This window comes from Pseudorhodoferax sp. LjRoot39, from assembly GCF_964253035.1.
Taxonomy (GTDB): Bacteria; Pseudomonadota; Gammaproteobacteria; order Burkholderiales; family Burkholderiaceae_C; genus Pseudorhodoferax.
On the sequence record NZ_CAXUQL020000001.1, the window covers coordinates 2,701,515 to 2,722,135 of the forward strand.

At 69.2% G+C, this 20,621-nt stretch carries 20 protein-coding genes and 1 riboswitch; of the genes, 7 read left to right on the top strand and 13 right to left on the bottom strand.

Features of this window, described 5'->3' with window-relative positions; genetic code table 11:
- Positions 1 to 3: 3 nt before the first annotated feature.
- Together ACSQ4M_RS12780 and ACSQ4M_RS12785 are read right to left on the bottom strand one after the other, a co-directional pair.
- A complete protein-coding gene (locus ACSQ4M_RS12780; RefSeq protein ID WP_436189894.1) occupies positions 4 to 906 on the bottom strand; it encodes a transporter substrate-binding domain-containing protein in 903 nt (300 codons plus the stop codon).
- 131 nt (positions 907 to 1,037) lie between these two features.
- Positions 1,038 to 1,937 carry an SMP-30/gluconolactonase/LRE family protein gene (locus ACSQ4M_RS12785; protein ID WP_436189895.1) on the bottom strand — a complete coding sequence of 300 codons (900 nt, stop codon included), beginning with the start codon at positions 1,935 to 1,937 and terminating at the stop codon, positions 1,038 to 1,040.
- 144 nt (positions 1,938 to 2,081) lie between these two features.
- Between ACSQ4M_RS12785 and ACSQ4M_RS12790 the strand changes: the two genes are divergently transcribed.
- Positions 2,082 to 3,062 (top strand): Bug family tripartite tricarboxylate transporter substrate binding protein, encoded by a 981-nt coding sequence (locus tag ACSQ4M_RS12790; protein WP_436189896.1) that lies wholly within the window; start codon positions 2,082 to 2,084, stop codon positions 3,060 to 3,062.
- Between the two features lie 31 nt (positions 3,063 to 3,093).
- Complete coding sequence (locus ACSQ4M_RS12795; RefSeq protein ID WP_436189897.1) at positions 3,094 to 3,462, top strand: hypothetical protein; 369 nt, start codon at positions 3,094 to 3,096, stop codon at positions 3,460 to 3,462.
- On the opposite strand, the gene ACSQ4M_RS12800 is transcribed toward ACSQ4M_RS12795, so the two are convergent.
- Both ACSQ4M_RS12800 and ACSQ4M_RS12805 read right to left on the bottom strand, forming a co-directional pair.
- Positions 3,431 to 4,396, bottom strand: a complete 966-nt coding sequence (locus ACSQ4M_RS12800) for a Bug family tripartite tricarboxylate transporter substrate binding protein (protein WP_436189898.1) — start codon at positions 4,394 to 4,396, stop codon at positions 3,431 to 3,433. The genes ACSQ4M_RS12795 and ACSQ4M_RS12800 overlap by 32 nt on opposite strands.
- Before the next feature lie 40 nt (positions 4,397 to 4,436).
- On the bottom strand, positions 4,437 to 5,354 hold the full coding sequence (locus ACSQ4M_RS12805) for a dihydrodipicolinate synthase family protein (RefSeq protein ID WP_436189899.1): 918 nt from the start codon (positions 5,352 to 5,354) through the stop codon (positions 4,437 to 4,439).
- A 102-nt stretch (positions 5,355 to 5,456) separates the two neighbouring features.
- Between ACSQ4M_RS12805 and ACSQ4M_RS12810 the strand changes: the two genes are divergently transcribed.
- Positions 5,457 to 6,341 carry a LysR family transcriptional regulator gene (locus ACSQ4M_RS12810; protein ID WP_436189900.1) on the top strand — a complete coding sequence of 295 codons (885 nt, stop codon included), beginning with the start codon at positions 5,457 to 5,459 and terminating at the stop codon, positions 6,339 to 6,341.
- On the opposite strand, the gene ACSQ4M_RS12815 is transcribed toward ACSQ4M_RS12810, so the two are convergent.
- The 6 genes from ACSQ4M_RS12815 to ACSQ4M_RS12840 all read right to left on the bottom strand — a co-directional run bounded on the left by ACSQ4M_RS12815 (position 6,338) and on the right by ACSQ4M_RS12840 (position 12,301).
- Positions 6,338 to 7,132 (bottom strand): HAD-IIB family hydrolase, encoded by a 795-nt coding sequence (locus ACSQ4M_RS12815; protein ID WP_436189901.1) that lies wholly within the window; start codon positions 7,130 to 7,132, stop codon positions 6,338 to 6,340. The two genes, ACSQ4M_RS12810 and ACSQ4M_RS12815, sit on opposite strands and share 4 nt — an antisense overlap.
- Positions 7,133 to 7,139: 7 nt before the next feature.
- On the bottom strand, positions 7,140 to 7,547 hold the full coding sequence (locus tag ACSQ4M_RS12820) for a GtrA family protein (protein ID WP_436189902.1): 408 nt from the start codon (positions 7,545 to 7,547) through the stop codon (positions 7,140 to 7,142).
- Position 7,548: 1 nt separating this feature from the next.
- On the bottom strand, positions 7,549 to 8,484 hold the full coding sequence (locus tag ACSQ4M_RS12825; RefSeq protein ID WP_436189903.1) for a glycosyltransferase family 2 protein: 936 nt from the start codon (positions 8,482 to 8,484) through the stop codon (positions 7,549 to 7,551).
- A gap of 35 nt (positions 8,485 to 8,519) precedes the next feature.
- On the bottom strand, positions 8,520 to 10,271 hold the full coding sequence (locus tag ACSQ4M_RS12830; protein ID WP_436189904.1) for an ArnT family glycosyltransferase: 1,752 nt from the start codon (positions 10,269 to 10,271) through the stop codon (positions 8,520 to 8,522).
- Between the two features lie 23 nt (positions 10,272 to 10,294).
- Positions 10,295 to 11,923: a peptide chain release factor 3 gene (locus tag ACSQ4M_RS12835; RefSeq protein WP_436189905.1), complete on the bottom strand. Its 1,629-nt coding sequence runs from the start codon at positions 11,921 to 11,923 to the stop codon at positions 10,295 to 10,297.
- 78 nt (positions 11,924 to 12,001) lie between these two features.
- Entirely contained in the window at positions 12,002 to 12,301 is a 300-nt protein-coding gene (locus ACSQ4M_RS12840) for a DUF1161 domain-containing protein (protein ID WP_436189906.1), read from the bottom strand.
- Between the two features lie 34 nt (positions 12,302 to 12,335).
- Between ACSQ4M_RS12840 and ACSQ4M_RS12845 the strand changes: the two genes are divergently transcribed.
- Positions 12,336 to 12,647 carry an MliC family protein gene (locus ACSQ4M_RS12845; RefSeq protein ID WP_436189907.1) on the top strand — a complete coding sequence of 104 codons (312 nt, stop codon included), beginning with the start codon at positions 12,336 to 12,338 and terminating at the stop codon, positions 12,645 to 12,647.
- Here the strand turns inward: ACSQ4M_RS12845 and ACSQ4M_RS12850 are convergent, their stop codons facing one another.
- Entirely contained in the window at positions 12,648 to 13,433 is a 786-nt protein-coding gene (locus tag ACSQ4M_RS12850) for an IclR family transcriptional regulator domain-containing protein (RefSeq protein WP_436189908.1), read from the bottom strand.
- A 163-nt stretch (positions 13,434 to 13,596) separates the two neighbouring features.
- Between ACSQ4M_RS12850 and ACSQ4M_RS12855 the strand changes: the two genes are divergently transcribed.
- The 3 genes from ACSQ4M_RS12855 to ACSQ4M_RS12865 are packed head-to-tail and all read left to right on the top strand — an operon-like array spanning position 13,597 to position 17,103.
- Positions 13,597 to 15,000 (top strand): MFS transporter, encoded by a 1,404-nt coding sequence (locus ACSQ4M_RS12855; protein WP_436189909.1) that lies wholly within the window; start codon positions 13,597 to 13,599, stop codon positions 14,998 to 15,000.
- A gap of 55 nt (positions 15,001 to 15,055) precedes the next feature.
- Complete coding sequence (locus ACSQ4M_RS12860) at positions 15,056 to 15,889, top strand: shikimate dehydrogenase family protein (protein WP_436189910.1); 834 nt, start codon at positions 15,056 to 15,058, stop codon at positions 15,887 to 15,889.
- An 11-nt stretch (positions 15,890 to 15,900) separates the two neighbouring features.
- On the top strand, positions 15,901 to 17,103 hold the full coding sequence (locus ACSQ4M_RS12865; protein WP_436189911.1) for a lyase family protein: 1,203 nt from the start codon (positions 15,901 to 15,903) through the stop codon (positions 17,101 to 17,103).
- On the opposite strand, the gene ACSQ4M_RS12870 is transcribed toward ACSQ4M_RS12865, so the two are convergent.
- Positions 17,084 to 19,174, bottom strand: coding sequence for a putative bifunctional diguanylate cyclase/phosphodiesterase (locus ACSQ4M_RS12870; RefSeq protein WP_436189912.1), 2,091 nt, complete (start codon positions 19,172 to 19,174; stop codon positions 17,084 to 17,086). The genes ACSQ4M_RS12865 and ACSQ4M_RS12870 overlap by 20 nt on opposite strands.
- A gap of 111 nt (positions 19,175 to 19,285) precedes the next feature.
- Complete coding sequence (locus ACSQ4M_RS12875; protein ID WP_436189913.1) at positions 19,286 to 20,443, bottom strand: MFS transporter; 1,158 nt, start codon at positions 20,441 to 20,443, stop codon at positions 19,286 to 19,288.
- 67 nt (positions 20,444 to 20,510) lie between these two features.
- Positions 20,511 to 20,581: riboswitch (S-adenosyl-L-homocysteine riboswitch) on the top strand.
- Positions 20,582 to 20,621: the final 40 nt, after the last annotated feature.

Sequence of the window (20,621 nt, forward strand, 5' to 3'; positions counted from 1 at the left end):
CGCCTACTTGGCGTAGGACTCCAGCGGCTTGTCGTTCGGCTCGCGGAACAGCTGCTGCAGCGTGTCGCTCATGGCCAGGTTCAGGTTGGCGTTCTTCGGCGGGATCGGCGACATGAACCACTTGGCATAGAGCTTGGCGGCGTCGCCCGACAGCATGAACTTGCGCAGCGAATCGTCCACGGCCTTCTTGAACGCCGGGTCGTCCTTGCGGAACAGCAGCGCGATCGGCTCGGAAGCCAGGGCCTCGCCGACGATGCGAAAGCCGGTGGGATTGCGGCCATTGGCGATCAGGCCCGCCAGCAGGTTGTCGTCGAGCACGAAGGCGTCGGCCCGGCCCGATTCCAGCATCAGGAAGCTGTCGAAATGGTCCTTGCCCAGCACGGTCGGGATCTCGATGTTCTTCGTCTTGGCGTAGCCGCGCAGCAGTTGCACGGCCGTGGTGCCGGTCGATGCCGCCACGTTGCGGCCGGCCAATTGCTCGAACGAGGTGATGTTCGAGTCGACGCGCACCGCCATGCGCACCTGGCTCACATAGCTGGTCAGCCCGAAGGCCACCTGCTGCTGGCGCGTGAGGTTGTTGGTGGTGGGCCCGCAGCCGATGTCCACCGTGCCGTTCTGCACCAGCGACATGGTGTTCTGCGCGGTCAGCACCTTGTAGTCGAGCCTTGCGCCGGGTGCGATTTCCTTGAGCACGTGTTCGCACAGCTCGACGTGGTAGCCGACGAATTTCTCGTTGGCGCCGAGCGCGTAGGCCATGGGTGCGGAGGCTTCCCGCACACCGAGCACCACGGCGCCGGTGGCCTTGATCTTGTCGAATGTGCTGGTTGGGGGCGTGCCCTGGGCTGCGGCTGCGCAGGCGAGGGTGGCGATGGCAAGGGATGCCGCGGTGCGGTGGAGCTGGTTCATGGCGTGGTCGGGATGGGTTGGTGCATGCAGTTTGGATGCGTCGTCACCCTAGCTGTTCCTCTGCATACCGTCCATGGCAGAAACGCGGATGCCGCGTGCCGTGCCGGCCTATCCCGCTGGATTCCCGCGCGTCATGGTGTTCCCGCCCCGGGCACGTCGACCGGCGTCGCCCAGACCGCCGCCTCGCGCGCGGCCTGGCGCGCGGCTTCGTGGAAGTCCGGGGCCACGCACAGGAACAGCGTGCGCCGGTCCGGCCCGCCCAGCGTCAGCGCGAAGCAGCCCATGTTGCCGGTGGGAATCGACTGCAGGATCTCGCCGCCCGGCGCCATGCGCACGGCGCGGTGGCCCACGGCGTCGGCGAACCAGACCGCACCCTCGGCGTCCAGCACGGCCCCGTCCGGCGCCGCCTTCAGGCTGCCCAGCACGGTGGGTACATCGGTCATCGATGGCTGCGGCCCCCACACCGCCCAGTCGCGCCGCGGGCCCAGGCCGCCGTCGGCCTGCACATCGAAGGCCGAGATGCGGTTGCCCATGGTCTCGCAGACGACCAGGGTGCGGCCGTCGGGCGTCAACATGGCGCCGTTCGGAAAGTGCAACCCCTCGGCCGCCACCGACACCGTGCCGTCCGGGTCCACGCGCGCAAGCCGGGCCAGCGCCGGTGGACCGCCGCCCATGAGGTCGAAGCCAAAATTGCCCACGTAGGCGCGGCCTTGGCCATCGACCACCATGTCGTTGGCATGGCCGCAGGCCACGCCCGACAGGTCGGCGTGCTGCACGAGCCGGCCGTCGGCCTCGCGCCGCAGCACGCGGCGGTCGCGCATGGAGACGACCAGCAGCCGCCCGTCCGGCAGCCAGCCCAGGCCCGACGGCTGCTGCGGCACCGCGGCGATGGTCTCGGTCCGGCCGTCCAGGCCGACCGCGATGACGCGCTGCGTGTAGAAGTCCGACAGCCAGAGCCGGCCATCGTGCCAGCGCGGGCCCTCGAGAAAGCTGTAGCCGGTGATCAGTTCGGAAAAGCGCGGTTCCGCCATCGGGTCTCCTGTTCTGTGCGGCCGGATGCTGCCGCGGGCCGCAGCATCATAGGCAGCGCGCGCCCAGGGACATCACCGATGCGGGCCGCTGCCATGTGGTGTTGAATGGCGCGCTTTGCATCCGCCACGATGAGAAACCGCTCCATGTTCCGCCGTTCCCTGCTGGGCGCCACCGCGCTCGCCTCGCTGACCACGCTCGTGGCCCCCGTCACCGCCCAGGCCCAGGCCTGGAAGAACTTCCCCAGCAAGCCGATCAAGCTCGTCATCGCCTTCCCGGCCGGTGGCCCGACCGACATCACCATGCGCTCGCTGGCCGACAACGCGGCCAAGGTGCTGGGCCACCCCGTCATCATCGAGAACAAGCCCGGCGCCGGCGGCACCCTGCCCGCACAGGCACTGCAGATCTCGCAGCCCGACGGCTACACCATCGCGCAGATTCCGCTGGGCGTGTTCCGCCTGGGCTACACCACCAAGATCAACTGGGACCCGATCAAGGACATCAGCTACGTGATCAACGTCACGGGCTATGCCTTCGGTGTCGTGGTGCCGACCGACAGCCCGTTCAAGACCTGGGCCGACTTCGTGGCCTACGCCAAGGCCAACCCCGGCAAGCTGACCTACGGCTCCACCGGCACCCTGACCAGCCCGCACCTGACGACGGAGATCATCGCCCAGCAGGCCGGCATCGACCTGCAGCACGTGCCCTACAAGGGCAGCGCCGACCTCATGCTGGCCGTGGTCAGCGGCCAGCTCATGGCGGCGGTGGACTCCACGGGCTTCGCGCCGCAGGTCGAGGCCGGCAAGCTGCGCGTGCTCAATACATGGGGCGAGAAGCGCCTGCCCAAGTTCCCCGATGCGCCCACGCTCAAGGAGCTGGGCTACAACATCGTGCAGAACTCGCCCTTCGGCATCGGTGCGCCCAAGGGCACGCCGCCCGAGGTCGTCAAACGCCTGCATGACGCCTTCAAGAAGGCCATGGAAGAGCCGAGCTACGTGGCCACGCTGGCCAAGTACGACATGCTGCCCGACTACAAGAGCACGGCCGACTACACCCAGTTCGCGCGGGACACGGTGGCGCGCGAGAAGGTCGTCATCGAGAAGCTGGGGCTGGCCAAGCCGCAGTGACCACAGTGGCCTGACGCGGCATCATCGCGTCATGGCCCGTTCCGAATCCTCCACGCCAACCGACTGGCAGGTCGTGCACGTGCATCCGCACGCGCCGGCCAAGCCGGACCATGGCGCGCCGTGCAACGGCTGCGGCATGTGCTGCCTGCTGGAGCCCTGTCCGCTGGGCATGCTGCTGTCGCGTCGCAGGCGTGGCGCCTGTGTCGCCGTGCGCTGGGACGGCGCGCAGGGCCGCTACCTGTGCGGCGCGCTGAGCGCCCCGGCCGAGGTGCTGGGCGCGCGCTGGCTGGCGCCGCTGGCGCGACGCTGGATCGCGGCAGGCATCGGCTGCGATGCACGTTTCAGCATCGCGCCCGATGCCGAGGAGATCACTCCGGCTCGATCCCGGCCGCCCGGATGATCTTGCCCCAGCGCTCCAGCTCGCCGAGCTGGAATTTCGCCAGTTCCTCCGGCCCCATGAAGGCGGCTTCCTGCCCGGTCTTCTCGATGACCTGCTGCACGTTCGGCGCGGCCAGCGCCTCGCGCACCAGGCTGGCCATCTTCTGCACCACCGGCGCGGGCGTGCCGGCCGGTGCGTACAGCGCGTTCCAGTAGCCGAACTCGTAGCCCGGCAGCGACTCGTTGATCGCCGGCACCTCGGGCGCCAGCGGCGAGCGTTTCGGGCTGCTCATGCCCAGCGCACGCAGCTTGCCGGCCTTGACCTGCGGCAGGCTGGTCGTGAGGTCCACGATCATGAGGTCGATCTGCCCGCCCACGAGGTCCAGCACGGCCGGCGGGTTGGCCTTGTAGGGCACGTAGTTGAACTTGGTGCCCGTGGCCTGCTGGAACAGTTCGGTGGCGATCTGGGCCGAGGAGCTGCCCGAGCCGTAGTTCAGCTTGCCGGGCTGCGCCTTGGCCAGCGCCACGAGCTCGGCCACGTTGTTCGCCTTGACCTGCGGATTCACCACCAGTGCCAGGTAGCCGCGCGCCAGCAGCGCCACCGGCGCGAAGTCCTTGATCGGGTCATAGGCGATCTTCCTCAGCAGGTGCGGATTCGCAGACTGCGTGGTGTTGGTCGTCATGAACAGCGTGTAGCCGTCCGGCTGGGCCTTGGCCACGTACTGCGCCGCGATGCTGCCGAAGGCGCCGGCACGGCTCTCGACGATCACGGGCTGTCCGCTGAGGCGTGTGATCTCGGCGCCCATCGCGCGGGTCAGGCCGTCGGTGGCGCTGCCGGGCGTGGAGCCGATGACGATGGTGATGGGCTTGGCCGGGAAGGCCGGCGTCTGGGCCGAAGCCAGGGGGGCGATGCAGGCCGTGCAGGCGAGCGCGATCATCGCGCGACGTGTGCGCATGGTTTGTCTCCGGTGAAGTGGAAGGAAAAAGCGGGAAGGCTCAGCGCAGCAGGTTCCAGCCGCCGAGCAGGCTGCGCAGCTGTTGTTGCTGCTTGTCGCTCAGCGGCCAGGCCGAAGGCGGCCGCGTGGCGCCGCAGTCGTTGCCCATGAGTTGCAGCGCGCTCTTGACCACGGTCACATTGGTGCCGTTGTTCTCCTGCGCACGCAGTTCCTCGAAGGGCAGCATTTCTTCGATGAGGCGCATGGCCAGTGCCTGGTCGGCGGCCTCGAGCGCGTTGTAGATCGCGACCGAGCGCTCGGGCAGCACGTTGATGAGGCCGGAGGTGAAGCCACGCGCGCCGACCGCGTAGAACGGCGGCGCCCAGACCTCGGCCAGGCCGCCGACCCAGGCCAGCTGCCGGTTGGCCGTGCGGCGCATGGCGGCGGCCAGCACCAGCGGCGTCGGCGAGGCCCACTTGATGCCCACGACCTCGGGGACGCGGCACAGCGCCTCGATCGCATCCAGGCCGATGTTCTCGTTGCGCAGGTACAGCACCAGCGGCAGGCCGGCGCCGGCCTCGGCGATGCGCTGCACATAGGCCAGCACGCCGCGCGGCGCGACGAAGGGGTCCGGCGGCTGGTGCACCATGAGCGCGTCGGCGCCGGCTTCGCGCGAGACGCGCGCCAGCGCACAGGCCTCGCCCACGCTGCGGCCCACGCCGGCCAGCAGCGGCACGCGGCCGGCCACGCAGTCGGCCGCGATGGCCACGGCGCGCTCGGCCTCGGCCGGCTGCAGGCCGTAGAACTCGCTGGTGTTGCCGTTGGCCACGAGCACCTGCACACCGGCCTGCACGGCGCGGTCGACCACGGGCTTCAGCGGTGCGGCGACCACGCGGTCCTGCGCGTCGAAGGGCGTGACCAGGATGCCGGAAATGCCGTTGAGCGCCTGGCGCAGCGCGGGACCTTGGAACGAGGGCATGGGGGAGAACTCCAGGAAGCGGTGAAACGGGGTGCTACTCTAGAAAGGCAGCCCGCCGTCGTCCAATCCAATCTGGCGATCCCGCCATCCAAGTTCTGAATCGTGTTCCAGCTCTCGCAACTGCGCTGTTTCGTCGCCGTCGCCTCCGAACTGCATTTCGGCCGTGCGGCGGCGCTGCTGCACATGACCCAGCCGCCGCTCACGCGGCAGATCCAGCTGCTGGAACACGAGCTCGGCGTGCAGCTGCTCGAACGTGCGGGCGGCACGGTGCGCCTGACGCCGGCCGGTGCCAGCTTCCTGCGCGAGGCCGAGGACATCCTGCGCCGCAGCCAGGCCGCCATGCTGGCCGCGCGCCGCGCCATGCGTGCCGATGCGGGCACGGTCACGCTGGGCTTCATCGCGGCGGCCAGCTTCGCGCTGCTGCCGCAGGTGCTGGGCGCGATCCGCGCTGCGCTGCCCGATGTGGAGGTGGTGCCGCGGGAGCTGCAGACGGTGGACCAGCTCGACGCGCTGGGCAGCGATCGCATCGACCTGGGCATCGTGCGGCCGTTCGCGCCGCGCAGCTTCGCGGCCTCCTGCATGCTGCTGCGCGAGCCGCTGCTGCTGGCCGCGCCCGCGGGCCACGCCATGTCGCACGGCGAGGCCGCCACGCTCGCCGAGCTGCAGGGGCAGCCCTTCATCGCCTATTGCCCGTCGGAGACGCGCTACATCTACGAGCTCATCGCGGGTCGGCTGCGTGCCGAGGACGTGGCACCCGACACCGTGCTGACACTGAGCCACACGCACTCCATCCTGGCCATGGTCGACGCGGGCTGGGGCGTGGCGCTGGTGCCGGCTTCCGCGCAGCGCCTGGGCTACGCACGGGTCGCGTTCCGGCCGCTGCGCGACCCGGCCGGCCTGCACGCCGAACTGCACCTGGCCTGGCGCGCGCAGAGCCGGCATGTGGTGGCCGACACCGTGCGCGAGGTACTGCAGCGCGGCGTCTAGGTGCGCTGGGCCAGCACCAGGCGCGCAAATTCGGCGAAGCCCGCGCCGCGCGCGCCCTGCGCCACGTAGCGCGGCAGGTGCGCCAGCTGCGGCACGAAGCGCGCGATGTTGGCGACGCCCACGCTGTTCTCGAACACCTCGAACATGCGCGCGTCGTTGGTCGAGTCGCCCACGTAGGCCCACTGGCCGAGCTCGGCGTCCAGGTCGCGCTGCCAGAGTTCGCGCACGATCCAGCGCGCGCCCTGCAGCTTGTCGTGCGTACCGAACCAGGCATTCACATGGATGGAGGAGACCGTGGCGTGCAGGCCGGCGCCGTGCATGGCCTGCACCACGGCATCGATCTGCGCCTGGTCCAGTTGCACGAACTCGCTGTGGTCGATGGCGATGTCGGTTTCGCGGCCCGCCGAGTCGCCGGCCCGCAGCGCGCCCGGGATGCCGTGCTCGATCTGGGCCAGCGCCTGCTGCATGCGCGCGAAGTTGGCAGCGCGCGTGGCAGCGTCCTGCAGGTAGCGCTTCTCCACCAGGCCGTCGGCCCCGCGCAGCAACGCGACGGCACCGTTCTCGGCGACGATGGCATCGACCGGCCACGCCGCTGCGAACGGCAGGCTCCAGCCGACGGAGCGGCCCGTGATGGCGACCACCGCGAGGCCCGCAGCGCGCAGGTCGGCCAGGGCCTGCAATGCGTCCGCGGTGATGGCGCCCTCGGTGGTGAGCGTGTCGTCGATGTCGGTGAAGACGCCGCGCAGGGCGAGCGAAACGGTCGCAGGCCAGTTCATCGACAAGGGCTTCATGGGCTGTTCACGGGTTTTGCTTGTGTCTGAAGACGAGGTGGCGGGCCAGCAGGTAGTTGACGACCAGTCCCCCCGCACTGCCGAGCGCGACGCCCACGGCGGGCGCGTGGTCGCCACGCAGCCCATGCAGTGCGCCCAGGTAGACGAGATAGTTCACGACGCCTCCGCCCAGCATGGATGCCAGGTACCTGAGGTACTCGCGCAGCACGGCGGGAGCGGACGCGTGCGGGTCGCGGCCCGTGAATGTCAGGCGCCGGTTGAGTGCCCAGGTGGCCGTGGCAGCGCACAGGAAGGAGATGAGGCGCGCCGCATACCAGCCCAGCGTGTCTGACAGGGCATAGAGCGTCGCCACGTCCACGACGAAGCCGATGGCTCCCACCACGCAGAAGCGTGCGAACGTGCCGACCTGTCTCACTTCATGGCCCCGAGGCGGGCCTGGCGAGCGGGATCGACAGGTAGTGCCGGCGCTTCACCTCGCGTCTGCCCACGGTCACGGTGTGGAGCACCGCGCCGCAGACGAACGACAACATGGCGCACATCATCAGACCGGTCACCAGCACGGCCGTAGGAAGACGTGGAACCAGCCCGGTCTGCATGTAGGTCAGGGCCAGCGGCAGGCTGAGGCCGACCGCCAGCAAGGCCAATGCGCCCGCGACCCAGGTGAAGAAGCGCAGCGGGCGCTCGGTGATGAACAGCTTGGCGATGGTCTTCACGATGCGCCAGCCGTCGCGGTAGGTCGACAGCTTGCTGGTCGATCCTTGCGGCCTGGCGCGGTAGACGACCGGTACTTCGGCCATCGGCATGCGCAGTTCCAGGGCGTGCACCGTCAATTCGGTCTCGATCTCGAAGCCTTGCGAAATCGCCGGAAAGGATTTGACGTAGCGACGCGAGAACACGCGGTAGCCAGACAGCATGTCGCCGAGCGTTCCCCCGAAGATGCGCGAGACGGCCTGCGTCAGGCCTTGGTTGCCCCAGCGGTGCCCGGGGCGGTAGGTCTTGGTGTCTGCCGCATCGTCGGTGCGGTGACCGACCAGCATGTCCAGCGGTTGTTCCTGCAGCAGGGCAACATGCTCGCGCAGGCGGCTCGGATCGTAGGTCGCATCGCCATCCACCATGACATAGATGTCGGCCTCGACATCGGCAAACATGCGGCGCACCACGTTGCCTTTGCCGCGCAAACCGACGTGCACGACATGTGCGCCGTGCGCACGCGCGATGCTGGCGGTGTCGTCGCTCGATGCGTTGTCGAAGACGTACAGCTGCGCCTGCGGCAGGGCCAGCCGCATTTCGTCCAGCGTCATGGCGATAGCGGCCGCCTCGTTGTAGCAGGGGATGACAACGGCAATGCGCATGGCGGGGTGATCGGAGAAAACGGTGGATGCCAAGATCATGGTGCGACCGGGGTCCGCAGGCGGTACAGCTGGACACTGCCATCGCTGCGCAGCAGCTCGAACCAGTCGCCGAATGCCGGCTGCGTGACGAGGCCAGGCACGCGCTCCGTGTCGACCACGAGCGCATCGAAGTGCTGGCTCGACAGTTTGCGGTGCATCTGCTGTGCAGGCAGATTTTGCACATCCCGGTAACGCCAGGGGCCGAACACCTCGCCCCAGACAGGCTGGGGGGCGTAATAGAGCGAGTCCTCCACACCCAGCTGGTAGATCCGGCCAATGGGGTGCGCGCGCAGATGCTCCCAGATGCCGTAGCCGCGCACTTTGTCGCGCAGCATGGCGTTCCTGGCCTCTGCCGTCGCCGCGATGCCTTTGCTCTGCTTGTGGAATCCGGCCATGGCGGCAACCGCAACGGCGATGACCAGCAGCCAGGCTGCGCCTCGCGCGACGGGGTGCGCTTGCGCCCGCTGCAAGGTCGGTACACGGGCAAGCATGTGCAGCACGCTGGCCACGGACAGCAATGCCAGCAACGGATAGGCGGGAATGAGGTAGCGCGGGTAGCGTGAACTCACCAACCAGACGAGCAGCATCCACCCGCACAGCCAGATGGCCCCGCGTGTGGCGGCAGATTGCCGCAACGCGGGCAGCCAGGGTGCCAGCAACGCGGGCCACAACAACCAGGATGGACGTCCCGCGTTGCGCCGCAGGTCGGCGAACTGGCCTTGGTGGTCTGCGGCGTCCCAGTCGGTGAATCCGAAGAGGGGGCCGCCGATCGGGTTGAACGGATCGCCGGTGGCGATGGCGTTGCGTGCATACCAGTACGCACACGGCAATGCCAGGCTGGCCGTGGCGATCAGCAGGGTGGAGGCGCGCCGGTCGTGCCGCAGCAAAGCGATCGCGAAGAAGGGCAGCAGGCCAAGCGCCTGGTACTTGGAGCCTACCGCCACACCGAGCAGGAAGGCGCTCGCCGCCAACCAGGTCCGTTGCCGGCCGCCACTGCGCCAATGCACGAACGCAATGGCGGCGGCCAGCACGAACATGGCCACACCCATGTCGACGTAGGCGTTGTCGTATTCGCCCTTGGTCAGCAGGAGCCAGAGAATGGCTGCAGAGGCGCCGACGATGCGACTGGCGTGGCGGGCGCCCAATGCATAGACCAGCCAGGCAGTGAGCCAGCCGGCGGCCGCATGGAACAGGTGCGGCAGGATGTCATTGCCGAACAGCAGCGCGGCGGCGTAGAGCAGGTCGAAGTTGTACGGAAACCAGGGGTAGCGCAACCAGGGGTTGACCTGCAACCGACCCGTCTCGGCCCACTGCTGCGCATGCGGCAGGTGGTACATGAGTTCGTCCCAGGCCAGCGGTGGCCCCAGAGGGCGTGGCAGCACGGAGAGCAAGGCCAGCGCCAGGCAGGCCAGTGCAATGCGGTCGCCGAATCCTGCTGCGGGCCATGTGGAAGCTGGCGCTGGCGCGCGTCGCCGCATGTGCACCAGCTGGTGGCAGGCGGCCAGCAAGCCCAGGACCCACAGCGTGCCGACCGCATGTACTGTGAGCCATCCGAAGACGGCGAGGGCCTGCAGCGCGCAGATGGCCATGCCCAGGCCGAAGACGACCGCGAACGGTGTCGTCAGGCCAGTTGCCAGCGGTGCAGACCTGCCAACGCAGCCCAGCGCGAGGTGGCCCACACCCCAGGCTGCCAGCAGAACCATGCCCAGCAAGGCGTAGTGCTGGAGTGCAAAAAGCAGTGCCTGCATGATGGCGGCCGTTGTGCGGCCGATCAGCCCGCGTTCTGCAGCGCCAGCCCCGCATGCTCGCGCAGCGGGTGGAAGTGGATCTTCGGAAAGCGCTCCTGCGCCAGCCGCACGTCGTAGGGCGAGGTGCACAGATAGGCCAGCGTGTCGGCCGCATCGCGCGCCATGCGGGCCGGGTAGGCGTCGATGAACTGGCGCAGCTCGGCCGGCGTGTCGGCGGTGATCCAGCGCGCGCCCGTGTACTGGCAGCCTTCCAGCCGGATGTCGGCGTCGTACTCGGCCTTCAGGCGGTGCTGCACCACCTCGAACTGCAGCTGGCCCACGGCGCCCAGCAGCATGGCGCCGCCGGCCTCGGGCTTGAACACCTGGATCGCGCCTTCCTCGCCGAGCTGGGCCAGGCCCTGCTGCAGCTGCTTGGTGCGCAGCGGGTTGCGCAGGATCACGGTCATGAACATCTCGGGCGCGAAGAAGGGCAGGCCGGTGAACTGCAGGTTGGCGCCGTCGGTGATGGTGTCGCCCAGCTGCACGCCGCCGTGCGTGGTGAAACCGATGATGTCGCCCGCATAGGCCTCGTCCACGGCCTCGCGGCGCTGGCTCATGAAGGTCACGACCGAGGTCGGCCGCAGCTCCTTGGATGTGCGCTGCACCTTGAGCTTCATGCCCGGCGTGTACTTGCCCGAGGCCATGCGCACGAAGGCGATGCGGTCGCGGTGGTTGGCGTCCATGTTGGCCTGCACCTTGAACACCACGCCGGCGAAGTCCTTGTCCTCGGGCTGGATCTCCTTGGTGACGGGCTGGCGGTTCACCAGCACCGTGCTGATGCGCTTTTGCGGCGGCGGTGCCAGGTCGACCAGCGCGTCCAGCACCTCCATCACGCCGAAGTTGTTGACACCCGAGCCGAAGAACACGGGCGTCTGCTTGCCGGCCAGGAAGGCGGCATGGTCCCAGGCGGGCGAGGCGCCCGTGGCCAGCTCCATGCTGTCCATGGCCGTCGTGAATTCGCTGCCGAAACGCGCTTCCAGCGCGGCACGGTCCGCCAGGGGCATGGTGTCGAAGTCCTGCGGCCGGCGTTCGCTGCCGGACTCGAACACCGTCATGGCCTGGGTGCGCAGGTTGATGATGCCGCCGAAGGCCTTGCCCTGGCCGACCGGCCAGGTCATGGGCACGCAGGGCATGCCGAGTTCGCGCTCCACCTCGTCCAGGATGTCGAGCGGCTCGCGCACCTCGCGGTCCATCTTGTTGACGAAGGTGATGATGGGCGTGTCGCGCTGGCGGCAGACCTCGATCAGCCGGCGCGTTTGCGCTTCCACGCCGTTGGCCGCGTCGATCACCATCAGTGCCGAGTCCACGGCCGTCAGCACGCGGTAGGTGTCTTCGGAGAAGTCCTTGTGGCCCGGCGTGTCGAGCAGATTGACCACATGGTCGCGGTAGGCCATCTGCATGACCGAACTGGCCACCGAGATGCCGCGCTGCTTCTCGATCTCCATCCAGTCGGAGGTGGCGTGGCGGCTGGCCTTGCGCGCCTTGACCGAGCCGGCGATCTGGATCGCGCCGGAGAACAGCAGCAGCTTTTCGGTCAGCGTCGTTTTACCCGCGTCGGGGTGGGAAATGATGGCGAAGGTGCGGCGACGCCGGGTTTCGGAGACGAAGGACAAAGCGCGGTTCCAGGTGAAGGGGGCGGGCGGCGCGGCAGGGGCGCGGCCGGAAAACCGCTATTTTCGGGCAAACCCGGATCAGCGCGGGCAGCGGCCGTCGACGGGCATGGAGCCGTCGCGGCATTCGGTCAGGATGGGCGCGCTGCTGCGGGGCGGGGCGTCGCCCTGCACATAGACGATCTTCTTGCTGCCCATGGCGCAGCTGCCGACCACCTGGCCCGGCGCGCTCTGCGCGGCGTCCACCACGGTGACCACGGGATTGGCGATGCCGCCCGCGCGGATGCGCGCCTCGATGCCGCTGCGGATGGCTTCGCAGTTGTCGGCGGCGTGGGCGCTGCCGGCGAGCAGGCAGAGCACGGGGATCAGCCAGGGTTTCATCGTGGCGAGTGTCGCAGCTGCAAGAATGCCCCGCGTGACGAAAGTTTCGATGCTGCGCCAAGCGGCCTTGCCCTGCCTGCTGGCCGCGCTCTCGGCCTGCACGCCGGTGCGGGCGCCCCTGGTGGCCTACACCTGCGAAGGCGGTGTGCGGCTGGACGTGCGTTTCGAGCGCAACCATGCACTGGTGAGCGTGCCCGGCGGCGGCGAGGCGCGGCTGGCGCAGCAGGCCAGCGGCTCGGGCTTCTGGTACGCAGGCGCCGGCCACCAGCTGCGCGGCAAGGGCCAGGCCCTGCAGTGGACGGTGGGCGAGGCCCAACCGCTGGCCTGTCTTGTGCTCGGCCCCTGATCAGATCAGGTTGCGCATGGCCTGCGCGGTTTCGCGCAGTACGGGCAGCACGCGTGCGACGGCGTCGTCGCTGCTCTCGTGGCCCATGGGCATGGTGATGTTGAGCGCGCCCACCACCTCGCCGTTGCGGTCGCGCAGCGGTACGGCGATGCCGCGCGAGTTCAGGTCCAGCTGCTGCTCCGACAGCGACCAGCCCTGCGCGCGGATGCGCGCGAACTCCAGCCGCAGCCGGTCCTTGCTGGCGATGGTGTGCGGCGTGAACACGCGCAGTTCGTGGGTCTGCAGCCACTGCTCGGCCTCGGCTTCGATCCGCAGCGCCAGCATCAGCATGCCCGAGGCCGTCAGCTGCAGCGGCACGCGCGCGCCCAGCACGTAGCCGGTGTTCATGCTGCGGTTGGGGCCGTTGCGCGCGATGTAGACCACGTCGTCGCCGTCCAGCACCGCCAGATAGGCCGTTTCGTGCGTGCCCATGGCCACGCGCTGCAGAAAGGGTTGCACCACGCGGGGCAGCCGCGCCGATTCCAGGTAGGACTGGCCCAACCTCAGCACGCGCGGCGTGAGCCAGAACAATTTCCCGTCGCCGGCCACATAGCCCAGGTGCTGCAGGGTGAGCAGGTAACGCCGCGCCGCGGTGCGCGTCATGCCGGTGCGCTGGCCGATCTCGCTGGCTGTCATGCGCGGGTGGGCGTCATCGAAAGCCTCGATCAGCCCCAGGCCACGGTCCAGCCCGGCAATCCAGTCGCGCCGGTGCAGGCCGGCTGGCGCGTTGTCAGAGGGATCGATCATCAGTGAAAACCCTTGATGCGAGCGATAATCGCACGTTTTTGTTCGATTATCGATCGATGGCGGATTGTTTGCTCTGTGCGATGTGGAGGCCAGCTCTTTAGAGTTCGATCCGTCGCACTTGCCGTGCGATTGTCGAACAGCTTCACTCTTCAGGAGACAAACCATGAGCACCCCATCCGCCGCGCACGCGCCGCAGGGCCGGCACCAATCCAAGAAGGCCGCCGCCAGCGGTTGGATCGGGTCCGCGCTGGAGTACTACGACTTCTTCATCTACGCCACGGCCGCGGCGCTGATCTTTCCGCAGATCTTCTTCCCCAAGGGCGACCCCGGCATCGCCATCATCGCCTCGCTGGCCACCTATGGCGTGGGCTATGTGGCGCGCCCGATCGGTGCCTTCGTGCTGGGCCACATCGGCGACACGCACGGCCGCAAGAAGGTGCTGGTCTGGTGCATGTTCCTGATGGGCTTTTCGACCATCGCCGTCGGCCTGCTGCCGACCTACGAGCAGGTCGGCCTGTGGGCGCCATTCCTGCTGGTGGTCTGCCGCCTGGTCCAGGGCTTCGCCGTGGCCGGCGAGATCTCGGGCGCCAGCTCCATGATCCTGGAGCACGCACCGTTTGGCCGCCGTGGCTTCTTCGCCAGCTTCACGCTGCAGGGCGTGCAGGCCGGCCAGATCCTGGCCGCCGCCGTGTTCCTGCCGCTGGCGCACTACATGCCCGAGGAATCGTTCAACACCTGGGGCTGGCGCATCCCGTTCCTGCTGTCCTTCATCGTGATCGTGGCCGGCTACATCATCCGCCGCGAGGTGGACGAGACCCCCGCCTTCACCGACAAGACCGAACAGAAGCAGCGCGCCCGCTCGCCCATCGTCGACGCCTTCAAGTACAGCTGGCGCGACATGCTGCGCGTGGTGCTGATGGCGCTCATGAACGTGATCCCGGTCGTGGCCACCATCTTCGGCGCCGCCTACGCGGTGCAGCCGGCCTACGGCGTGAACTTCGCCAAGGACGTGTACCTGTGGATCCCGGTGATGGGCAACATCCTCGCGGTGCTGGTGATCCCCTTCGTCGGCAACCTGTCGGACCGGATCGGCCGCAAGCCGCCGATCATCGTGGGCTCGCTCGCGGCCGGCCTGCTGGCCTTCGGCTACCTGTACGCCATCAGCATCCACAACGTGACGCTGGCCATCGTCATGTCGCTGCTGATGTGGGGCGTGGTCTACCAGGGCTACAACGCGGTGTTCCCGAGCTTCTATCCCGAGCTGTTTCCCACCCGGACCCGCGTCTCGGCCATGGCCATCTCGCAGAACGTGGGCACGGCCATCACCGCCATGCTGCCGGCGCTGTTCACCGTCGTGGCCCCGCCCGGTGCGCAGAACATCTGGCTGACGGTGGGTGCCATCGCCTTCGGCATCACGGTCATCGCGGCGCTGGCCGCCGCCAGTGCCCGCGAAACCTTCCGCATCCAGATGCAGGACCTGGGCCGGCCCGATGCGCAGCCCGTGCCGCTGGCCGACTACCAGCGCCAGCGCGCGGCGGCCGTGGCCCAGGGCCGCACCGGTTCCTGATGTGCCCGATGCATCTGACAATGCGCCACCTGTCCCCGAACGCACCGCACACACCATGATCTCCGGCAAAACCACGCTGATCGCCCACCTGGGCTACCCCACGGCCACCTTCAAGGCGCCGATGATCTACAACCCCTGGTTCGAGCAGCAGGGCATCGACGCGGTGGTCGTGCCCATGGGCGTGCTGCCGGAGGACTACGCGGTCTCGCTGCGCCAGATCATGCGCTTCACCAACCTGCGCGGCGCGCTGGTCACGATGCCGCACAAGGTCGTCACGCTGGACCTCGTGGACGAGGCCACGCCCACGGCGCGCATCGCCGGTGCCTGCAACGCCATCCTCAAGCGGCCCGACGGCAGCCTGCTGGGCGACATGTTCGACGGCGCCGGCTTCGTGCGCGGCGTGCAGCGCAAGGGCCGCAGCTTCGCCGGCGCGCGCGTGCTGGTCTCGGGCGCGGGCGGCGTGGGCTCGGCCATCGCGGCCTCCATCGCCCAGGCCGGCGCGGCCGAGCTGGCGCTGTTCGACGCGCGTGCCGAATCGGCCGAGGCCCTGGCCGCGCGGCTGCGCCAGCACTACCCCAGCCTCACGGTGCGCACCGGCAGCAAGGACCCGGCCGGCTTCGACATCGTCGTCAACGCCACGCCGCTGGGCATGCAGGAGGGCGACCCGCTGCCCTTCGACATCGACCGCATCGCGACGACTGCCTTCGTCGGCGAGGTCGTCATGAAGAGCGAGTACACGCCGCTGCTGCGCGCCGCCATGGACAAGGGCTGCGCCGTGCAGGTCGGCACCGACATGCTGTTCGAGCAGATCCCGGCCTACCTGGAGTTCTTCGGCTTCGGCACGACCACGCCCGAGGCGCTGCGCGCTGTGGCCAGGCTGCAGTACTGAATGCTGTGGCCATGAGCCTCTTCGAAGGCTACCTTTCCACCCCCGAGGCCGTGGCCGCGTTTAGCGGCTCCGGCGTGGTGGCGGCGATGCTGCGTTTCGAGGCGGCACTGGCCCAGGCCCAGGCCGACGAGGGCCTGGTTCCGCCGGCGGCGGCACGTTCCATCGTGGGCAGCTGCCGCGTCGAGCTGTTCGACGTGGAGAAGATCGTGCGCGACAGCGGCCGCGCCGGCAGCGTGGCCATCCCCCTCGTCAGGGCGTTGCGCGAGGCCGTGGGACTGTTCAACGCCGAGGCCGTGGCCTGGACGCACTTCGGCAGCAGCAGCCAGGACGTGATCGACACTGCGCTGGTGCTGGTCACGCGCGACGCGCTGGCCCTGGTCGACGCCGACCTGCAGCGCTGCACCGAGGCGCTGCTGGCGCTGGCCGAGCGGCATGCCGACACGCCCATGCTGGCGCGCACGCTGATGCAGCCGGCCTCCGTCACCAGCCTGGGCTTCAAGTGCGCCGACTGGGCTGCGCCGCTGGTGCGTGGCCGCCAGCGGCTGCAGCAGGCCGCGGCCCAGGCGCTGCAGCTGCAACTGGGCGGTGGCGTCGGCACCCTGGCGCAGATGCGGTCGGACGCACCGCGCGCCGCGGCCGTGCGTGCGCGCGTGGCCGCGGCACTGGGCTTGCGCGATGGCGGCAGCGCCTGGCACACGCAGCGCGACGACTGGGTGGCGCTCGCCTGCGCGCTGGGCGTGGTGACAGGCAGCCTGGGCAAGCTCGCGGCCGACCTGGCGCTGCTGGGCCAGCACGAGGTCGGCGAACTCATGGAGCCGGCCGAGTCCGGTCGCGGCATCTCGACCGTGATGCCGCACAAGCGCAATCCGGTGGCGTCCATGGTGGCCCTGTCGGCCGCCCAGCGCGTGCCGCAGCGTGTGGCGGCCTTGCTGGCCGGCATGGTGCAGGAGCACGAGCGTGCGCTCGGCGCCTGGCAGGCGGAACAGGCCGAATGGTCATCGCTGTGGATGTCGGCGCACGGCAGCCTGCGCGCGTTGGCCACGGCCCTGCCGGGCCTGCGCGTGGATGCAGCCCGCATGCAGGCCAACATCGACCACGTCCGCGCTGGGTTGCCGCACGAAACCGTGCAGGAGTGGTTCGCGCCGACGCTGGTGGAGATCGCCAGCGTGCAGGCACGCCACCGCGTGGCCGAGCTCAGGCGCGTGGCTGCCTGAACCAGTCTTCGAACTGTTCGGCCGGCATGGCCTGGGCGAACAGGTAGCCCTGCGCGTAGTCGCAGCCGGCCTCCAGCAGCAGGGCGCGCTGCGCGAGCGTCTCCACGCCTTCGGCGATCACGGCGATGCCGAGCTGGTGCGCCATCACGATCATGGCCTTGCACAGTGCCAGGTCGTTCGAACCCGGCGCCAGTCCGGCCACGAAGGACTTGTCGATCTTGATGAAGTCGATGTCGTAACGCTGCAGATAGGCCAGCGAGGAGTAGCCCGTGCCGAAGTCGTCCAGCGACACGCCGATGCCCGCCTGGCGCAGCGCCAGCAGGTGCTCGGCGACGTTGGGGCTGGGGTCCAGCAGCAGGCTTTCGGTGATCTCCACCGTCAGCGCATGGCGCGGCAGCCGCAGTGCGGCCAGCTCGCGCAGCCATTGCGCGTGGTCTTCGTCGGCACGGTGGAACTGCACGGGCGACTTGTTCACGCTGATCTGAAAGCGCGGGTCGAACTGCGCGCGCCAGCGCTGGGTCTGGCGCGCGGCTTCGCCGAACACCCATTCGCCGATCTGGATGATCATGCCGTTGGCCTCGGCGATGGGCACGAAGTCCATCGGCGCCATGCGGCCGCGCTGCGGATGGCGCCAGCGCAGCAGCGCCTCGGCCATGTGCACCTCGCCGCTGGCCAGCGCGACGATGGGCTGGTACTCGACACTGAACTGGCGCGCCGACAATGCGCCATGCAGGTCGTTGGCGACGCGGGCGCGCAGCTGGGCGCCTTCCTGCAACGCCGGCGTGAAGTAGCCGAAGCGGTTGCGCCCACCGTCCTTGGCAGCGTAGAGCGCCTGGTCGGCCTGGCGCAGCAGGTCGTCCACGGTCTGGCCATCGCCAGGGTAGAAGGTGATGCCGATGCTGGCACTCACGAAGGCGGGCTCATCGCCGAGGTGGAAGGCGCGTGCCAGCTCGCGCAGAATGGCCTGCACGATGCGCTCGACTTCGCGCACCTCGCGCAGTTCGGGCAGCACCACGGTGAACTCGTCTCCGCCCATGCGGGCCACGGTGTCGGAGGCGCGCACGCAGCGGCTGATCCGCTGCGCGGCCTCGACCAGCAGGCGATCGCCGCCCTCGTGGCCCAGCGTGTCGTTGACGGCCTTGAAGTGGTCCAGGTCGATGAACAGCAGCGCCAGCTGCAGCCGTTCGCGGTCGCACCGCAGCATGTGCTGGCCCAGCCGGTCGCGCAGCATGCGGCGGTTGGGCAGGCCGGTCAGTGCGTCGAAGTTGGCCTGGTGCCAGATCAGTGCCTCCGCTTCCTTGCGCTGCGTGATGTCGGTGTGCGTGCCCACCATGCGCAGCGGCTTGCCGTGTGCATCGCGGCTGATCACCATGCCGCGCGCAAGCACCCACTTCCAGCTGCCGTCTGCGCACAGCACCCGGTGTTCGTTCACGTAGCTGGGAGCGTGGCCTTCCAGGTGCGCCCGGCGGTCGTGGAGCATCCGAGCCTTGTCGTCCGGGTGCGTGCGCTGGTCCATGGCGTGCGGGGTGGGGCGCAGGTCGTGCGCGCCGAAGCCGTACATCTCCAGGCAGCGGCGCGACATCCTGGCCACGCCCTCGGCGAGGTTCCAGTCCCAGACGCCGTCGCCGGTGCTCTCCAGCGCGAGCTTCCAGATCTCGTCGCGCCGACGCAGTTCGGCCTCGGCGCGCACGCGTTCGGTGATGTCTTCCACCGTGCCTTCGTAGAACAGGATGTGGCCGGCGGCATCGCGCACCACGTGGGCGTTCTCGCTGACCCAGATGCGTTCGCCGGTCTTGTGGCGGTAGACCTCGGAGACGAAGCCGCGCACGTAGCCCTGGCGCTCGAGCAGGTCACGGAAGACCGTGCGGCGCGACGGCTCCACATACCACTGGCGGGCGATGTCCTGCATCGCGGCGATGAGTTCGGCCTCGTGCGTGTAGCCGTTCAGCTGCACCTGCGCCGGGTTGGCGCGGATCTGCCGGCCATCGGGCGAGGACCGGTACGCCCCGATGGGCAGGAAGTCGAACAGCGTCGAGAAATCGACGGCCTGGGCTTGTGTGGCGGCGGGCACCAGTGGGCTAGGTGGGTCGGCGGTTTCCATGCGCGGCGTATTGTTCCGACGAATCGTGCAAGTGCGCACATGCATTCGTGTACTTTTGCACGGTATGGGCTGGAGCATTCCCTAGCTGCGGCGCAGGGCGATGCAGCCCGCCAACGCCACGCCGGCCAGCGCCAGCGGAAAGCCCAGCAAGGGCGAATGGTCCAGCAGCCAGCCGGAGGCGGCCGAGGCACAGGTGCTGCCCAGGGTGTACGACAGCACCAGCACGGCCGTGCTGTTGACCAGCGTGATGCCCTGCTCGCGCGCGCCGATGTCGATCATGGCCAGCGTGTAGAGGCTGCCGGCCGCACCGCCCCAGGTGAAGGCCAGCAGCCAGGCCAGCCAGCCCAGTTGTGCGACGAAGGGCATCGCGCAGGTCGCGACCAGCGTGACGGTGGCCAGAGTGCGCATGAGCCGGCGCCGGCCCTGCGCCGGGTCGGCGAAGCGGTCGGCCAGCATGCCGACGGGCAGCATCAGCACGGCACTGCCCAGGCCGCTCGCGGAGACCAGCAGCGCCGCGGCCGCGGCCGTCAGGCCCAGGCTCAGGCCGTACAGCGGCAGCACCGAGGTGATGCCTGCCTCGAAGAAGCCACCGACGAAGCCGGCCAGCATGATCACCGGGTGCGCGCGCAGCGCGGCCCAGACACCGCGCAGGCCGACGTGGGCCGCGTGTGCATCGTCTGCCGGTGGCACGCGCGGGATCAGCAGGCTGGCCAGCAGCCCGGCAGCCATGCAACCCACGGCGATCCAGGGTGCGGCGGGCGCGTCGGCGCCGACCCAGACCAAGAGGGCCGGGCCGATCACGAAGGTCGCGCCCACCATGGTCTCGAACAGGCCCACGTTGCGCCCGCGCGTGCGCGCGGTCGAGAACTCGGCCACCAGCGCCTCTGCCAGCACCCAGCGCAGGCCCGAGGCCGCGCCGGCCAGCATCTCAAGTGCGAACCAGACCGGCAGTTCGCGCGTGAGCGCGAAGCCGCAGCAGGCCAGCGCCGGCACAGCCGCCGACAGCCATAGCGTCTGCCTGCGCCCGAGCGCGCGCGTGACCCAGGAAGAGAACGGCGTGACCAGGAAGATCGCCGCCCAGCCGGTGGCCGCGAACAGACCGGCCAGGGTGCTGGAGACCGCCGCGCCCTTGAGTTGCAGCAGCAGCCAGGGCGTGACCATGAAGTAGCCGACCAGTTCCAGGAAGGTGGAGACGAAGAGGGCGACAAGGCCCAGCGCCGGGGCGCGTGCGGCAGGCATGGCAGAAGGCATGGAGGATGCGAGGGGCGGGCGATTGTCGCCAAGGCCGGCCCTCCTATAATCGCGCGCTTCCGAGGAGCGTTGCAGCGCCAGCATGGCGCGAGGCTCGGATTCCATTCGCAACGACGCTCGCCCACGCTCCGTGCGGTGAGTTCATTCCCCCAAAGCGTGGTCGTCT